Genomic DNA, 15620 nt, shown 5'->3' on the forward strand with positions numbered 1-15620 from the left:
GGATGTCGGTGTACATCCACTCCAAGCTGATGATCGTCAACGACGTGTACACCACGCAGGGTTCTGCCAACATCAACACCCGCAGCATGATGGGTGACAGTGAGCTGAATATTTGTCATGAGCATGCGGACACGACACAACAGTTGAGGCGCAGGTTGTGGGGGCTGCATAAGGGGAATAAGGGGGCGCAGGATGATCCGAAAGATGCTTACTCAGCGTGGCAGGAAATAGTTGACCGGAATAATGAATTACGCGAGGCCAAAGCCTCACCATATGCGTCACTTGTTCAATTCCATTACGGCGATGCGATTTACAAGGATCTTGATTAATGCGCACAACTTTTCTGATCTCGGGCCTGCTATTATTTTTGTGCAGTACCGCTAACGCAAACTTTTTAAGAACTAAGGACGCTCACTTGGAAAATTTAAAAGAAGTCGATGCAAAATTAGCGTTTACGTGCGCACATGAAAAAATCCCTGCAGCGCTCGATAATACAGATGTACTTTTCCAATATGCTCGGTGGCTACAAAAGAATAATCAGCTCAAGCAGGACAATACTGTTGATACAGAGATAGAACGGCTTTATCGGATTGCCGCTGAAAACCAACACTATAAGGCTAATGTCAATCTGCAGAACGGTACGATGCGAGGACAATTCAAGCTGAGCGGCGAAGAGTTACTGCGTCTGAGCCAGCAATTAATCGATGCAAAGGTCGCGACAGGTTACTACTTCATAGCTACCTACCTGCAACGGGGAGTTGCTGGCTTGCAGCAGGATCCGGAAATGGCTTTGCGTTACTACCGAAAAGCGGCTGATGAGGGTAATGCGCTAGCTCAGGCATACGTGGCTGATAAGCTAGCACCTATTGACATCGCTCCGGATGTTGCGCGAGACATGCGGCGTTGTGCAGCAAAACAAGGTAATGGCTTGGCAGCCAAGGCGCTAGGTGTCCACTTATCAACAGCTGGATACTACAGGGAAGCGCTAGAAGCTTTTCAATTAGGCGTTGCTGCTGGAGATGATACTTCGGCATCCTTTTTAGGGAAGGGGTTTCGTGGGCCGAAACCGGATGATCGCTTGTACTATCTTGGGCAGCAGGAAGACCTTGAGCGTGCAGAGCGTTACAAAAAAATCTGGAGCCTCTTAGCAGACTGGTCATACGCCAACCCCGCCGTCCCGGAAGTCAACGATATCGTTCCCTTGCCTCCCGCCAAACTTCCCGCTTGGGACTGCAAGCTGAAATGGATCGAGGAACGCAAGGCCAACGTGCAGCCACCAAAACCAACCGAAGCCCTGATCGAGCAACTGGCCAAAGCCAAGCTCCTCAATCCGAAGACCGGCAAGCCGTTACCGAAGTCGCCGCTGTACGAGAAAGACTGACCCATTAAAAGTCAGCGGTCTCTGCACGGATTCAAGGTTTGCATGTGCCATTGGGCATTGACGCATATAACGTCGGCGCAAACCCGTTATTTGGGCTTATGGCTGACGGAGATACGTGTCCATGAATGGGCGTTCTACGGTATTGGTGATTGCCGAAAACAGCTTCAATGCCGCTGGCTCATTAGGAAAATCGATGCCGGGTGTTTGAAAAGACTTTATTGGTACAATATTGAATGTGGAGAAAGGCAGTATGTTAATGGTTGGACGGCTTAAAAATACCTACACAGCACTGAGTTGGTCAGGACGTTTCTATTGGTTTTCGGTACTGGTGTCGTTCATTGGACTGATGGTGTCGATGTTCATGGGATGGCGGTTTTCCAATTTGCAATTTTACTGGCATCATTGGGGTTCATCGCAGGATTTTCGGTGTGGTTCTGGCGGGGCGTAAAGTGGATGGCCTCCATGTGGGACAAGCCATTTGGCAAAACACCGATAGTCATCCTTAACTTGACGGTTCTGCTGGTTTCAACGGTGCACGCACGATAGATGGTCGCCGTAGCATTAGGACTGCCACCCCAGTCATTCGATGTCACCGTAGGATTTCTGGCTTTGCTTTTCTACATTCCTGCATGGATATTGATAATAGCGCTGATTTTATCGTTGTTAGGATTTGTTTTTTTAGTCGTTGCGGCGATGGCATCTTTCCTAATCATCCCGCTCGGCTACGCTGCAGCACTAATGAATATGGTCGGTTTGCTGCCCTATCTTCGAAGGCTTTGGAGCAGGGTGGTGCTAGGGGAACTTGACTTTACAGAGGTGCTTGGGCACTCGGTAGGGGCGACATTCGCAGGTTATATTTTGATAAAGACGTACGTCATGTTGATAACAAACTTTCAGCCGTGGGTGTACTCTTCGGTAAGACTTGTTGCTGTGTTGAGTGATTTTCAACCTGCAGAGCTTTATCCTGGTGTAGGTTCAAAAGAGCGCGTTCATCCGTTGGAAAATGGGTTTATTGCGGTCGCTAAAGTAGTGGACGACAAAAGCATCAGTATCAGAGTAAAAAAGCAGGTTGAAGATCTTGAAAGTACGGGGGGTCAATCTTTCATCACCTCCATACCTTCGCTCAAAACGCTGATAGATCATGTATCTGGCAGTTTTGAGAATCCTATTAAAAAGATTAACAGGGTTACCGACCTTTCTACGGATAAGCAGTGAATCGGACCTGGATGGATGATTGCGCTGAGAATCCTCTCTTGGTTGGAATAACTGTGCGCTCACCATTCAATGAAAAAGTTGTAATGTCTGACGGACTGCGCCTCGCTGGATACAGCCTGGGGCAGCCCTCAGGATGTGAACCTGTTCGGGGAGCACTCCGTCTGAGCCGCGCCCGAATCTGCCTCAATACCTCGGCTTCACCGCCGTCCACTCCGGCTTGTATTTCTGCATCTGCCTCACATCATCACGCTGACGGATGCCGCAACTCAGGTACTGATCGTTCAGTTTGCCGAGCTGGTCGTAGTCCAGTTCAAGCCCCAGGCCCGGTGCGCGGGTGAGTTGGACGCAGCCGTCGACAATGGGCAGTTTGCCGCCCTTGATGACTTCTTCATCCGGCTCCTGCCACGGATAGTGGGTGTCGCAGGCGTAATCAAGGTTGGGCACGGAGGCGGCGACGTGGGTCATGGCCATGAGGCTGATACCCAGGTGAGAGTTGGAGTGCATCGATACGCCCAGGCCGAAGGTGTCGCACATCTTTGCCAGTGCCTGGGTGTCGCGCAGACCGCCCCAGTAGTGATGATCGGCAAGCACGATCTGCACGCTGTTTAAGGCGACGCTGCGGCGGAATTCGTCGAAGTCGGTCACCACCATGTTGGTTGCCAGTGGCAGCCCGGTGCGTTTGTGCAGTTCAGACATGCCGTCCAGGCCTGGGGTCGGGTCTTCGTAATATTGCAGGTCATCGCCCAGCAGCTCGGCCATTCTGATGGAGGTTTCCAGCGACCAGTTGCCGTTGGGGTCGATGCGCAGCGGATAGCCTGGGAACGCTTTCTTCAGGGCTTTGATGCAGGACACTTCGTGTTCCGGATTCAGTGCGCCGGCCTTGAGCTTGATGCTCTTGAAACCATACGCCTCGATCATCCGTCGCGCCTGAGCCACGATCTGTTCTTCGCTCAGCGCCTCGCCCCAGCTGTCCGGCGGGTAGGGTGACTCCGCATGCTGGCCGTATTTGAAGAACAGATAGGCGCTGAAGGGCACTTGATCGCGTACCGCACCGCCGAGCAGGTCCACCAGAGGCACGTTGATCGAGCGTGCCTGCAAATCAAGGAACGCCACTTCGAAGGCTGAATACGCGTTGCTCACAGCCTTGCTGGCATGTGAGCCGGGAGCCAGTTCCGCACCGTCCAGGCTGGCCGGTTTATGGGCGGCTACGGTGGCTTGAACGATGCTGCGCAATTGGCTGAGGTTGAACGGATCGACGCCGATCAGTTGGTGCTGCACCTGCTGCTGGATGGCCAGTGCTGGCGCATCACCGTAGCTTTCACCCAAACCGATGTAGCCGTTATCGCTCTCTATTTCGATAATCGAGCGTAGGGCGAAAGGTTCGTGGATGCCACTGGCATTGAGCAGTGGCGGATCGCGGAAGGCGATAGGGGTTACCGTAACTCGGATGATTTTCAAAGGACTGTCTCCCGGATGATCAGGGTTTGAGGCTGGAGTGGGGGCTGAGCGGGGCAGTGGCATGCGGTGCCGGCTCAGCCTTGGACGGGCGGTGTGCATCACCTCGCGGGGTGGTGCGGGCAAAGAAGATCACCACGGCTGCCAGCAACGAGGTCGCTGCGAGTCCGTACAGGCCGCCTTGAATGGAGCCCGTGGTCTGCTCCAGAAATCCGAACGCGGTCGGCGCCACGAAGCCGCCGAGGTTGCCGATGGAGTTGATCAGCGCGATCACTGCCGCCGCGATACGCGCATCCAGGTAGCCCTGTGGGATGGGCCAGAACAGCGCCGAGGCTGCCTTGAAGCCGATGGCGGCAAAGCAGATGGCGACGAACGCGAAGATCGGCCCGCCCGTGGTGGACATGAACATACCGAACGCGGCGATCACCAGCGTGACGGCGACCCACGCCTGTTGGTGCTTGAAGCGCGCGGCCAGCGCCGCGAATCCATACATGGCGACAATCGAGATGAGCCAGGGCACCGAGTTGAACAGCCCGACTTCAAAGTCGCTGAGGCTGCCCATTTTGCGGATCATGCTTGGCAGCCAGAAGGTCGCACCGTAGATGGTCAGCGCAACGGAGAAGTAAATGAAACAGAACAGCATGATCTGCCGGTCGGCCAGCAGCTTGAACACTGAAGGGCGGACGGTCTGTGTGGCCTCCCGAGCGCGTTGTTCTTCGGCGATGGCATTTACCAGCGTGGTTTTCTCTTCCTCAGTGAGCCATCTGGCTTCATGGGGATGAGACTGCAGCCAGAACCAGACGAAACCGCACAGCACAATCGAGGCAAAACCTTCGATCAGAAACATCCACTGCCAGCCATGCAGGCTCAAGCCGCTGATGCCCAGCAGTGCGCCGGACAACGGCCCGGAAATCACCGACGCGATGGCTGAACCGCTTAGAAACAGCGCCATTGCCTTGCCGCGATCACTGGCGGGTAGCCATTGGGTGAAATAATAAATGATGCCGGGAAAGAACCCGGCCTCAGCCGCGCCGAGTATGAAACGCAGTACATAGAAACTGGTTTCACCCTGAACGAAGGCCATCGCCATCGCCGCCGCGCCCCATGTAAACATGATGCGGGTCAGCCAGGCGCGGGCACCGTAGCGTTGCAACAGCATGTTGGAGGGCACTTCGAATAGTGCATAGCCGACAAAGAACAGGCCCGCGCCCAATCCATAAGCAGCGGCGCCGATGCCCAGATCGGTTTCCAGGTGGCTGCGCACGAAGCCGATGTTGACCCGGTCGATGTAATTGACGATGAACATCACCACGAACAGCGGCAATACGTGGCGCTTCACCTTGCTGGCCGCACGGGCAAGCACCGTGGCGTCCGAAGCGTGGGGGACGGTATTCAAGAGGCAACTCCCATTCATTGTTTTTTTGGGGATGGGCCGATCATGGACGCTGGGATTATTCCCGTCTAATCTAGTCATTGATTTGATTGATACCTGGAATGAATCAATGTTCGAGCTGGCACAACTTCGCTGCTTTACCACCGTGGCCACGGAATTGAATTTTCGTCGGGCTGCCGAACGCCTGAACATGACCCAGCCACCGCTGAGCCGACAGATTCAGTTGCTTGAGCACAATTTGGGTGTCGAACTGTTTACACGCAGCACGCGCAGCGTGGCCTTGACCGCAGCAGGGCGCGCGTTTTTCATTGAGGCCCAGACACTGCTGGAGCGTGCCCAGCAGGCGGCCATTTCCGCGCGACGCTTTGCCGAGGGCGATATTGGCTCGGTGACCATCAGTTTCGTCGGCAGCGCGGTCTACGAATTTCTTCCCAAAGTCATCGCTGAGGCCCGCCTCAATCAGCCGCAGGTGAAGATCTCCCTGACCGAGATGAATACCTATCAACAGCACGAAGCGCTCAGGGCGCGGCGCATTGATTTGGGCATCGTGCGTGCGCCGTTATTTCAGCCGGGCTATGAGACTGAATGTCTGGTGCGCGAGCCGTTCGTTCTGGCGGTGCCTGGCAATCATCCGCTGGCACATGCCTCATCGGTAGCCGTCGAGGATCTGGATGGTGCGCCGTTCTTGATGTACTCCCACTCGGCTTATCCGCCGTTCAACGAATTGCTGACGGGGATGTTTCGCTCGGCACGCGTGGCACCCGAATACGTGCAATGGCTGGGCTCGTCGCTGACCATTCTGGCGCTGGTCAATGCCGGAATGGGCTTGGCGCTGGTGCCCCGCTGCGCGACTAATGTGGTGTTCAAGGATGTGGTGTTTCGCGAGATCGATCTGGGCGAGGGCGTGCAGAGTGAGTTGCATCTGGTCTGGCGGACCGACAACGACAATCCGGCGTGCATGATGCTGCTCGAAGCCATTCGAGCAGCGGTGAAGGTTGATATGAATAATTGAAGTCATGGGTGCCGAAAAGGTAGGCGGATCGTGGCCGTGTACTATCATTCGTTCAATCGATAGTCACCATCAAGAAAGGCAAGTTCTGTTTTTTCGGCAAAGGAGGAGGATGGCGTCATAGCCACTTGCTCCACACAGAAGGAAACGAACGATGAAAATATTCAACCTGCTGACTCTCGTCGCTGTCTTGATCAGTACGCCTTTGGCGACATCGTCCGTTTCCGCTGCCACTTCGCTCAATGACGCACAGGCTTGTCACTTACAGCCGGTCGCGCAAAGCCCCGCCAGTCTTCAGCATTCACAGTCAGTCGGCGTGCTGTACAGCGAGAACACGCTCAATAACCTCCAATACCTGACTGACTATCACGCCGTTGCCCAGCGCACCGCTCGCAATAACGCGCTGGACTCGCGCATCCGTGATGCGTTCATCAACAGCTCCGATCCGAAGCTGGCCATCGACTGGCTGACCGGCTCTCTGCAGAAGGAGTTCGCGTCGGTGACGGTCTATGAAAATCTGGACGCGGTCATTCAGGCGCGGCCTGACGTGGTGGTGATGCTGGACACGTACAACCAGTTGGTGAGCAAGCGCAACAACCAGGTCGAGGCGCGCTATTTGGCGCGGTTCTACGACGCCGATCTGCAATACATCGGTAAGGCAGAAGGCGCGACCGGCAAGCAACTACCTTCGGTCTGGGTTCAGGGTAAGGCGGCGCCGGAAATCGCTGCGCAGATCGATCAGCAGCGCGACCTGCAAGTCACTGCCTTGAAACAGTTCGATGCATCGCTCAAGGCATTGGTCATGCAGGCGGCACGGGATCAAGTCGCAGCCAACTGAAAGCGTTTTTACCTCACGCGGTCCCGGCTCTGCACTGAAAGGTCCAGAGCCTTCTGCATGTCCAGCCGCGCCGAGCGGCCCACATCTTTGTTGTGCAGTTTGAATTCACGCTCTGACGGCAGTATCGGCGCGGTCAGGTCGTCTGCCCCTACGGGTTCGAAATCATAGTTGCTGCCGATGGTCATGGCGCTGCGGCGCAGCAGCATGCGGATCTGTTCAGGTGTGAGCGTGGGGTTGATTGACAGCATGGCGGCGACCAGACCTGTCACCATAGGGGTTGCGTAGGACGTGCCACAGTGGACGTCACCCTGTTCGCCCGCCTTGACGGTGGACGCTCGGGTACAGGCAGAGGCCATGATGTCTACACGCATGTCGACGTTGGACGATGCGCGTTTTTCAACGTAGTCCGGGTCGTCCACGGCGACGTCGTCGCGTTCGGTACGCTGGTGGCCGCCCACCACCAGCAACTGGTCGGTAATAAAGGAGGAGGGCAGCCGGTATTCATCGGTGCTCGAGAACGACGCGCCATTACCTGCCGAATTGACCACCAGCACGTCCGGGTGTTTTTCGCGCAACCACAGGAAAAACTCCTCCAGCAGTTCCTCATAGCCGGACATCGCAAGCCCTGATCGCACCAGTGAGTCGACATCGTCGCCCTGAATGTTCTTGGCGCCGATCCGGTGAATGCCCCAGCTCCAGTTCAACACCCTGACGCCGTCCTCGACTAGGTTGACCGAGGCTGCCACGTTGGCAGTGATGCCTGCGTCGGAGTTACGCTCGACGATTACGTCGAAACCCTGACTTGCGCCATCCAGTGATCTCAGAAACCCGGTATTGCCGCCTTCTGCGGTATTGGCCGCCAGAATGCCGGTCACCGTGGTGCCATGTCCGTCAGGTTTGCGGGCGTCCCGGGCGAATACGCAGGTGCGTGGCGCGCCGCTGTGACAGTCGCCACGATAATCGGCAAAGTCCGGGGTGTCGAAATCAACGTTGCGCTCGATGATACCCACGCGAATAGGGGCGGGCGTGATTGGTGAGACTTTGCCGGGTATTCGGCGCTGGTAGTAATTGACCGCGTCCATGAAACGGTTGGCGGTCCACTGCTCTCGGGTCGGTTTTTCCTGCTTGCCGTCTGACGGCGGTGCCTCGCCTTCAGCGGCTTCAGCCTGGGACTCTTCGATGACCACTGCGTCGACGCTGACTTCGCTGCCCATGCGCAGTACCGTGGCGTCGCGCTCTATGAGGTTCTTGGCGGGCAAACGCAGTTGCCAAGTGTTGAGCGGGGCGATCGAACCCACAACGGTTGCGCCAAATTTCTGTGCAATACGCTCTGCCTCTTTGCGTCCGTCGAAGCGCTCCTCAATGATCAGGCTGATCAGGTTGACGTAGGTGGTCAGCCCATCCATGTTTTTCGCGACTTCATCCGGCGTGGCGGCCTGGACGTAACTGCCTGCCATGCTCAGCCAGACCGGATTGCTGCTGTTGCCTGCCTGCTGCAACCACAGCGGGCCGCTTTTCCAGTCGGCGTCATTCAGTTGCACGCGAAGGCGGTCCCCGTCGCGCTGTATGGTTGAGTCAGGCAGCAGTTTGCCGCTCAATCTGATTTCAACCGGGCCGTTGTCCATGCCTTCCGCACGCAGGCAGAACGTCTGCTGCTGGCGATCGAGCCGGTCGTCGCAACGCTGCAGCCGTTCGATTCGCAACGTGTCGTCAGCAAAAGCGAAAGAGGAACAGGCCAGGGCGGCAGCGACAAGCAGGGTACGGCTGAACATGCGGGAATCCTGAACAGGGGGCGTGAAGTACGCTTCTGACTGCCGCATGCCGCACATGGTTCATGAGGCAGGGACCCTGCCTTTGGCCATGCCCGGGCGCATCGCTCGGGCACGGGGTGCAACGTCAATTCAGCGGACGGTTCACGACCTGGGCAAAGTTTCTGGCGAAAGCGGTTTGCGAAACGCCCGTGACAAACGAGATACGTCGCGAGCCGCTGTCCTTTTCCAGAATCTGCCCGCAGTGGTTGTCGCGTTCGGAACCGGTCGTGTCGACCGCAAGGTACTCGGCATTGACTTTCGTGGCGCTAATACCACCCGCCATCAGCAACGTTGCCAGCGGGTCGAAGATGGGTACTGGCAGGCTGCCTTCGGCATGACTGCCGGATTTGATTTCGAGCACTTGGCGCACCAGGGTCGCCACCGGGTCTGTGGCGGTGATCAGTGCCGAGTACGACGGATCGAGCACGACCTGATTGCACGCATCCAATGGCACCAGTGTCAGTGGCAGCGCCGAGCCGAATACGGTATTGGCGGCGACCGAATCCACGAACACATTCCACTCTGCATAAACGTTACTGCTATACGCAGGGCCTTGATCCCAAATGGCTTGTGCATTGTTCAAAGCGGCCACGTTGCCGTCTACATACACCGCGCCCGCCATCGCGTAGATACCATCGAGCTTTGCAAAATCATCTTCAACCGTGCTCAGTGACAGCATCTTTGCGATGTTTGTAAAACCACCCAGTGAAAGAACCGTGATCGGGTCGGGGCTGTTCTTGATTGTTTCAAATAGAAACACCCAGGCCGGGGTATCCGACAACGGTGGTAACTGCAAAGGGTTCAACGACCCCAGCAGACCCATGACGTCGTTCATGTCGTTCTTGAAGTCTTGAGGAAAGCGGTAGTCGTGTTCCAGCGGTGTGTCGGTGCCGCGCGCGACGACGGTATCGAGTCGGCCCCCAATACCCAATAGATGCTGGGCAATGATCACACCCCAGCCCAGATCCGTCTCACCACAGCCGGTGACGGTGACGCCGATGATGTCGATGTCCGGCCTTTTCATCAGGTAGGCGATGGACAGTACGTCGTCCCATCCCATGTCGGTATCGATGATAACTTTCCTGTTCATGTAACTTCTCCGTGAGGCAGGACAACGAAGTTGTCAAGCGACCGTTCTTCTTGGCCGGGGTTCATTAAATAACGTGTTCTAAAAGCAGGGCTGATATATACAACAGCTGTCAGTGTCCGTCGAGGGAGTGCCCTGTAGCTACGGGAGAATTATTTGATTTAAAAAAACGAGAAACAGAATTTGCGTTAAAGAAACAGCCGCACTGGCCGAGAGCATGACAAGCGAGCCGAACGTTGCCCGGCACGCATGATAGACAGCAAGCCATGTGCGCTTTGACTGTGGTAACAGAGAAGCCTTGCGATGCTGAAAAAACTGTTGGGCGCCATGCGCACCCTGATGTCAGTTCCCACCGATAACCCCAGGCTACTCCAGGCCCAATACGTCGCCCTGTCGCGTCAGCTACCGTTGATGTATTTCGTCTTGCTGGTCAACACCTGGGCGCTGGCGTTTACCCACCGTTCCGCGCCGATGTGGCTGACGCTGTTAGTGCCCGGCTTGCTGACACTGGTGTGCGGTATCCGCGCGCGCATGTGGTTGCGCACCGTCAACCGAATCCCCTCCGAATCAATGATTCTGGCCACGCTGCGCAGCACCAATGCTCTGGCAGGCATCATCGCGGCCACCTTTGCCGGGTGGTCACTGGCGCTATACCCCTATGGGGATGCGTATGCGCAGGCGCACGTCGCGTTTTTCATGGGCATCACCGTGATCGTGTGCATTTTCTGCATGATGCATTTGCAGCCCGCAGCCCTGACGACAACGGTGGTGGTCAACGCCGCCTTCGTGGTGTTCTTTGCCTCGACCCACAACATGACCTTCATCGCCACGGCGGCCAACATCGTGTTGGTGTCGATTGGCATGCTCATCATCTTGCGTCACCAGTACCGCGACTTCGTCAGCCTTGTGAGCGTTCAGGTACAGACCGAACGATTGAGCAACGAAAATCTGCTGCTGGCCAACCAGGACAGCCTCACCGGGCTGCCCAACCGGCGTCGGTTCTTCCAGACGCTGGACATGGCCATGACCGAAGCGCTGGAAAAGGGCTCCGGGCTTGCGGTTGGCGTTCTGGATCTGGATGGCTTCAAGCCGGTCAACGACCTGTACGGCCATCGTACGGGTGACCAGTTATTGATTCTGGTCGCCGAGCGTTTGATGACGGTGGTGAGCGACACCGTGCATGTCTCCCGGCTGGGTGGTGATGAGTTTGCACTGGTGATCAAGGGCGACATCAGTAACGAAGCATTGCTGTCGTTTGGCAGGCAGTTGTGCGAGCAGATGCACGAGAATTTCGAACTGCTCGACATGCCGATCCAGATCGGCGCTACGTTTGGCATCGCCACTTACCCGGCGACGGCCGACAATGCCACTCAGTTGTTCGAGTACGCAGATTACGCGCTTTATCAGGGCAAGAATCACAATCCGGGCACTGCCTGCCTGTTCTCCACCGCCCATCGCGAACAGCTGCATGCCGATGGGGTCACGGAGCAAGCGCTGCGGCGGGCCAATCTGGACACCGAGTTTTACGTGCTGTTTCAACCCATCATGGAGAGCTGCAGCCGTGAAACCGTCGCGTTTGAAGCCCTTGCCCGCTGGAACAGCCCTGAGCTGGGCGCTGTTTCGCCGGCCCGTTTCATTCCGATTGCCGAACGCATTGGCATGATCAACAGGCTGACAGTACCGTTGTTGGCGCTCGCGTTGCAGAAAGCGCGGTCATGGCCGGCACCGATCAGGCTGTCATTCAATCTTTCGGCCCACGACTTCGCCACCTGCGAGACGGTGAACCTGATCGTCGGGATCATTGAAAACAGTGGTTTCGACCCATCGCGACTGGATCTGGAAATCACGGAGACGGCCGTCATGCAGGATATCGCCCAGGTGCAGCAGGCGATTACCCAATTCCGTCAGTTAGGCTGCGGAATTTCGCTGGATGACTTCGGCACCGGGTATTCGAGTCTCAGCCAACTGCACGCACTGGCGCTGACCAAGCTCAAGATCGATCGCAGCTTTGTCACAGGCGTTCATGACAACCCGGCCAGTTACAAGATCGTGAAGTCACTGGTGGCCCTCAGCCTGGACATGTCGCTGGGCTGCGTTATTGAAGGGGTCGAAACTCAGGAAGAGCTCGACGCGCTTGCAACGTTGGGTTGTACCTTGGTTCAAGGCTATTTCTACAGCCCGCCGATCAGCTTTGAAGCCACCTTGAAGTGGCTTGAAACGCCTGACGAGGAGCGCAGTTTCGGTTGAGCGAACGTGATCGGTCTTGTGGAGACGGTGGTAACGAAAAGCGCCTCTGCAAGGTTATGATGCACGCCTTAACCTTGCGGAACGCCTTACATGAGTAGACCCGGCCAGACCGTACTCGTCGCACTGCGCAAAATGATCGCCTCCGGCGAGCTGCCAGCGGGGGAGCGTTTGATGGAAGTGCCGACTGCCGAGCGGTTTGGTGTGTCGCGGATGCCGGTGCGCATGGCGTTTCGTACGCTGGAGCAGGAGGGGCTTCTGGTGCCGTTCGGCGGGCGCGGCTTTCAGGTGCGTTCCATCAGCGCTGATGATATCGCCGGGGCTGTCGAGGTCCGGGGTGTGCTCGAGGGCTTGGCGGCCCGCCAGATGGCCGAGCGCGGCGTCACCCCGCAGGCCTCCGAAGAGCTCCAGGCCTGTCTGATTCAAGGGGATGCCCTGTTCGCCAAAGGCTTCTTGACCGAGGATGACCTTGAGGCCTATCACGACATGAACATGCGCCTGCACCGGGTCATCGTCGAAGGCAGTTGCAACCCCGCCATCGCCGATGCCCTGGCCCGTAACGACCATCTTCCGTTTGCTTCAGTCACCGCGCTCGCGGTGGACCGCAATGACCTGGTGCGTGAATTCCGACGTTTCAATTTTGCGCACATGCAGCACCATGCGGTGGTGGACGCGCTGGTCAACGGCCAGGGGGCTCGGGCCGAAGCGATCATGCGCGAGCATGCCAATGCAACGCTGCGTTACGCCGAGATTTTCGGCGCTGGTGCGCATGAGCGCATGAAGGTCATTCACCGCCCTGACTGATCAGATGTCGAGCACCAGCACGGGTGTTTTCGAGCGTGAGCAGCAAGGCGTGAACTGATCGTTGAGCGCTTGCTCGGCCTCGGTCAGAAACAGATCGCGGTGGTCGGGGACACCTTTCAAGACGCGCGTCAGGCAGGTGCCGCATACGCCCTGTTCGCATGACAGCGGTATGTCGATGCCATTGCTTTCCAGTATCTGCGCAACCGTCTTGTCTGCCGGCACCGCAAACACTTGGCCGGTGCTGCCGATTTCGACGGAAAAGCTGCCGTCGTTGCTGGTGTCCATCGGCGCTGCGGTGAAGTATTCGCGATGCAGTTGCTCTTCCGTCCAGCCCTGGGCGCGGGCGCTGTCCAGAATATGCTGCATGAAGCCAGGCGGCCCGCAGACGTACAGGTGGGCGTCGCTCTGCGGGTTGGCCAGAACGGCGAGTGCATCCAGCCGGGTATCGGGTTGGTCATCCCAGTGCAGATGCACACGGTCGGCGAATTCCGATTGCTGCAGGCGCTTGGAAAAGGCGGCATGTTCGGCAGAGCGGGCGCAATAGTGCAATTCGAATGGCTGATCGTCCTCGGTGAGTTGTTCAGCCATGCAGATCACAGGCGTGATCCCAATACCACCCCCGAATAACAGAGTTCGGCCGGCATTTTCCGCCAGCGGAAAAAGGTTCCTTGGCTCGCTGATTTGCAAATGAGTGCCGGGATGAACCTGCCGGTGAAGGCTCAGGGATCCGCCTCGCGAGGCAGGATCGTTGAGCACGCCAATGAGGTAGCGATGGCGTTCGTTGGGCGGGTTGCACAACGAGTATTGCCGAATCAGGCCGTCAGGCAGGTGCACATCGATATGTGAACCGGCCGAGAAGGGCGGCAACAGGCCGCCGTCGGATCGAACCAGCTCATAGCTACAGATGCCCAGCGCCTCGTCAGTACGCGATAGCACGGTTACGTCAATCATGTCGCACCTCAAGTCGTACTGTTGATTTACTGCACGTGGGTCACGGAAATCTGGCTGTCGCTTGCTGCCTGTTCACTGGCGATCAGGGCTCCAGAATCTTGCGTGACTGCACGCCACCCGCGTCGATATTGAGCTTGAGCAGGTTGCGATGTGGGTGTTGAAGCAGGTTCTGTTGCTGGCGCTCAAGCATTTCCAGGTCTTCTGTGAAGATTTTGCCCTGGCCCTCGCGAATGCTGGCGGTCAGTGCTTCGTCATGCGGATTGAAGTTGCGCGCCATGCCCCAGAAGTACCAGATCGAGGTGTCGGTTTCAGGGGTAATGAAGTCGACGACGATGCTTGAGGCTTTGAATTCTTGGGGGGCGTGATAGCCGCCTTTCCCTGCGTGGGCCACACCGACTTCAATATGCACATGGCTGGGCGGGGTGAAGCGGCAGATCTGCCAGCGGTCCACTGGGACGTCATCGGCCAGGTTGTTGCCCCGCAGCGCCATCTTCCAGAACGGCGGCGGCATGATGTTTTCCATGTGGCGGGCCGTCACGACTTCTTCGCCCTCGACTGTGGTGACAGGCGGGGCTTCGTCAATTTCCTTCTGACCGATACTGGAGGCGTGTACGTAGGTTTCGTGGGTGAGGTCCATCAGGTTGTCGATCATCAGGCGGTAGTCACACTGAATATGAAACAGCCCGCCGCCATACGCCCAGTCATCACTCACGGCCCATTCCAGATGAGGAATGAGCGCAGCATCGGCCTTTTCATGCTCACCCGGCCAGACCCAGACGAAGCCATAGCGCTCCACGGCTGCAAAGGTCTTGTTGCAGGGAAAGCCTCTGACCCGCTGACCGGGCATGGCAACGGTCTTGCCATCGCCACCCATCACCAGGCCGTGGTAGCCGCACACCAGTTGTCCGTTCTCGACAAAGCCCAGAGAAAGCGGGGCACCCCGGTGCGGACAGAAGTCCTCAAGGGCCACGACCTGCTGATTCTGATCGCGGTAAAACACCATTTTCTCGTTGCAGATTTGCCTGCCGAGGGGTTTGTCACTCACTTCATCTGCGCTGCAGGCGACGTACCAGGTATTTTTCGGATGCATGAGGGTTCTCCACGGTCCGGTTTTGTTCTTATGGATCCATCAGGTTTGGCCATAACGGTGGCTGTCGATATTAATGCCACAGGATAAGGGAAAATAAAATGATTAAATTAATTAACTATTATTTAGTGGATCCATTGAGGTGCTCCGGTCGCTGATTTTTCATCAGGCAAAATGCGGCTGATCGACCGTTAAGGTTTGCGTCTGTCTGCAGGGTGCAGGAGCCCCCGGAGGTTACGACGGCGACGATGTGCTGTGCAGCAGGCCCTTTGGCTGTAACTGATGCACCGCATGCGCAGGTTTTGCTGCCGGTGCCCGGCAGGTCGCGGGGCAAGCGCGCTCCTG

The 15620-nt window shown here is 56.9% G+C and carries 13 protein-coding genes; 7 read left to right on the forward strand and 6 right to left on the reverse strand.

Annotated features, from left to right (window positions below; all coding sequences use genetic code 11):
• From ALP40_RS22710 to ALP40_RS22725, 3 genes are all read left to right on the forward strand, one after another.
• The coding region (locus ALP40_RS22710; RefSeq protein WP_122210397.1) for a phospholipase D-like domain-containing protein at positions 1-329 on the forward strand (329 nt) is incomplete at its 5' end.
• Positions 329-1381, forward strand: a complete 1053-nt coding sequence (locus ALP40_RS22715; RefSeq protein WP_122210398.1) for a sel1 repeat family protein — start codon at positions 329-331, stop codon at positions 1379-1381. The genes ALP40_RS22710 and ALP40_RS22715, both read left to right, overlap by 1 nt.
• Before the next feature lie 546 nt (positions 1382-1927).
• On the forward strand, positions 1928-2596 hold the full coding sequence (locus ALP40_RS22725; RefSeq protein ID WP_122210400.1) for a hypothetical protein: 669 nt from the start codon (positions 1928-1930) through the stop codon (positions 2594-2596).
• Positions 2597-2779: 183 nt separating this feature from the next.
• On the opposite strand, the gene ALP40_RS22730 is transcribed toward ALP40_RS22725, so the two are convergent.
• Positions 2780-4054, reverse strand: coding sequence for a glucarate dehydratase family protein (locus ALP40_RS22730; protein ID WP_122210401.1), 1275 nt, complete (start codon positions 4052-4054; stop codon positions 2780-2782).
• A gap of 19 nt (positions 4055-4073) precedes the next feature.
• On the reverse strand, positions 4074-5414 hold the full coding sequence (locus ALP40_RS22735; RefSeq protein WP_183136078.1) for an MFS transporter: 1341 nt from the start codon (positions 5412-5414) through the stop codon (positions 4074-4076).
• A 139-nt stretch (positions 5415-5553) separates the two neighbouring features.
• Between ALP40_RS22735 and ALP40_RS22740 the strand changes: the two genes are divergently transcribed.
• Positions 5554-6456, forward strand: coding sequence for a LysR substrate-binding domain-containing protein (locus tag ALP40_RS22740; protein ID WP_122210403.1), 903 nt, complete (start codon positions 5554-5556; stop codon positions 6454-6456).
• A 151-nt stretch (positions 6457-6607) separates the two neighbouring features.
• The gene (locus tag ALP40_RS22745; protein ID WP_122210404.1) at positions 6608-7291 is read left to right on the forward strand and encodes an ATPase; all 684 of its coding nucleotides are present in this window, start codon (positions 6608-6610) and stop codon (positions 7289-7291) included.
• A gap of 8 nt (positions 7292-7299) precedes the next feature.
• Here the strand turns inward: ALP40_RS22745 and ALP40_RS22750 are convergent, their stop codons facing one another.
• Together ALP40_RS22750 and ALP40_RS22755 are read right to left on the reverse strand one after the other, a co-directional pair.
• Positions 7300-9063 (reverse strand): S8/S53 family peptidase, encoded by a 1764-nt coding sequence (locus ALP40_RS22750; RefSeq protein WP_122210405.1) that lies wholly within the window; start codon positions 9061-9063, stop codon positions 7300-7302.
• A gap of 124 nt (positions 9064-9187) precedes the next feature.
• Positions 9188-10192 carry a nucleoside hydrolase gene (locus ALP40_RS22755; RefSeq protein WP_122210406.1) on the reverse strand — a complete coding sequence of 335 codons (1005 nt, stop codon included), beginning with the start codon at positions 10190-10192 and terminating at the stop codon, positions 9188-9190.
• Positions 10193-10492: 300 nt separating this feature from the next.
• Between ALP40_RS22755 and ALP40_RS22760 the strand changes: the two genes are divergently transcribed.
• Both ALP40_RS22760 and ALP40_RS22765 read left to right on the forward strand, forming a co-directional pair.
• Positions 10493-12436 carry a bifunctional diguanylate cyclase/phosphodiesterase gene (locus ALP40_RS22760; protein ID WP_122210407.1) on the forward strand — a complete coding sequence of 648 codons (1944 nt, stop codon included), beginning with the start codon at positions 10493-10495 and terminating at the stop codon, positions 12434-12436.
• 90 nt (positions 12437-12526) lie between these two features.
• Positions 12527-13237: a GntR family transcriptional regulator gene (locus ALP40_RS22765; RefSeq protein WP_122210408.1), complete on the forward strand. Its 711-nt coding sequence runs from the start codon at positions 12527-12529 to the stop codon at positions 13235-13237.
• Here the strand turns inward: ALP40_RS22765 and ALP40_RS22770 are convergent, their stop codons facing one another.
• Both ALP40_RS22770 and ALP40_RS22775 read right to left on the reverse strand, forming a co-directional pair.
• On the reverse strand, positions 13238-14188 hold the full coding sequence (locus tag ALP40_RS22770) for a PDR/VanB family oxidoreductase (protein ID WP_122210409.1): 951 nt from the start codon (positions 14186-14188) through the stop codon (positions 13238-13240). It lies immediately after the preceding gene.
• A gap of 82 nt (positions 14189-14270) precedes the next feature.
• Positions 14271-15278, reverse strand: a complete 1008-nt coding sequence (locus ALP40_RS22775) for an aromatic ring-hydroxylating dioxygenase subunit alpha (protein ID WP_183136077.1) — start codon at positions 15276-15278, stop codon at positions 14271-14273.
• Positions 15279-15620: the final 342 nt, after the last annotated feature.

The organism is Pseudomonas viridiflava (genome assembly GCF_003702045.1).
GTDB lineage: Bacteria > Pseudomonadota > Gammaproteobacteria > Pseudomonadales > Pseudomonadaceae > Aquipseudomonas > Aquipseudomonas viridiflava_C.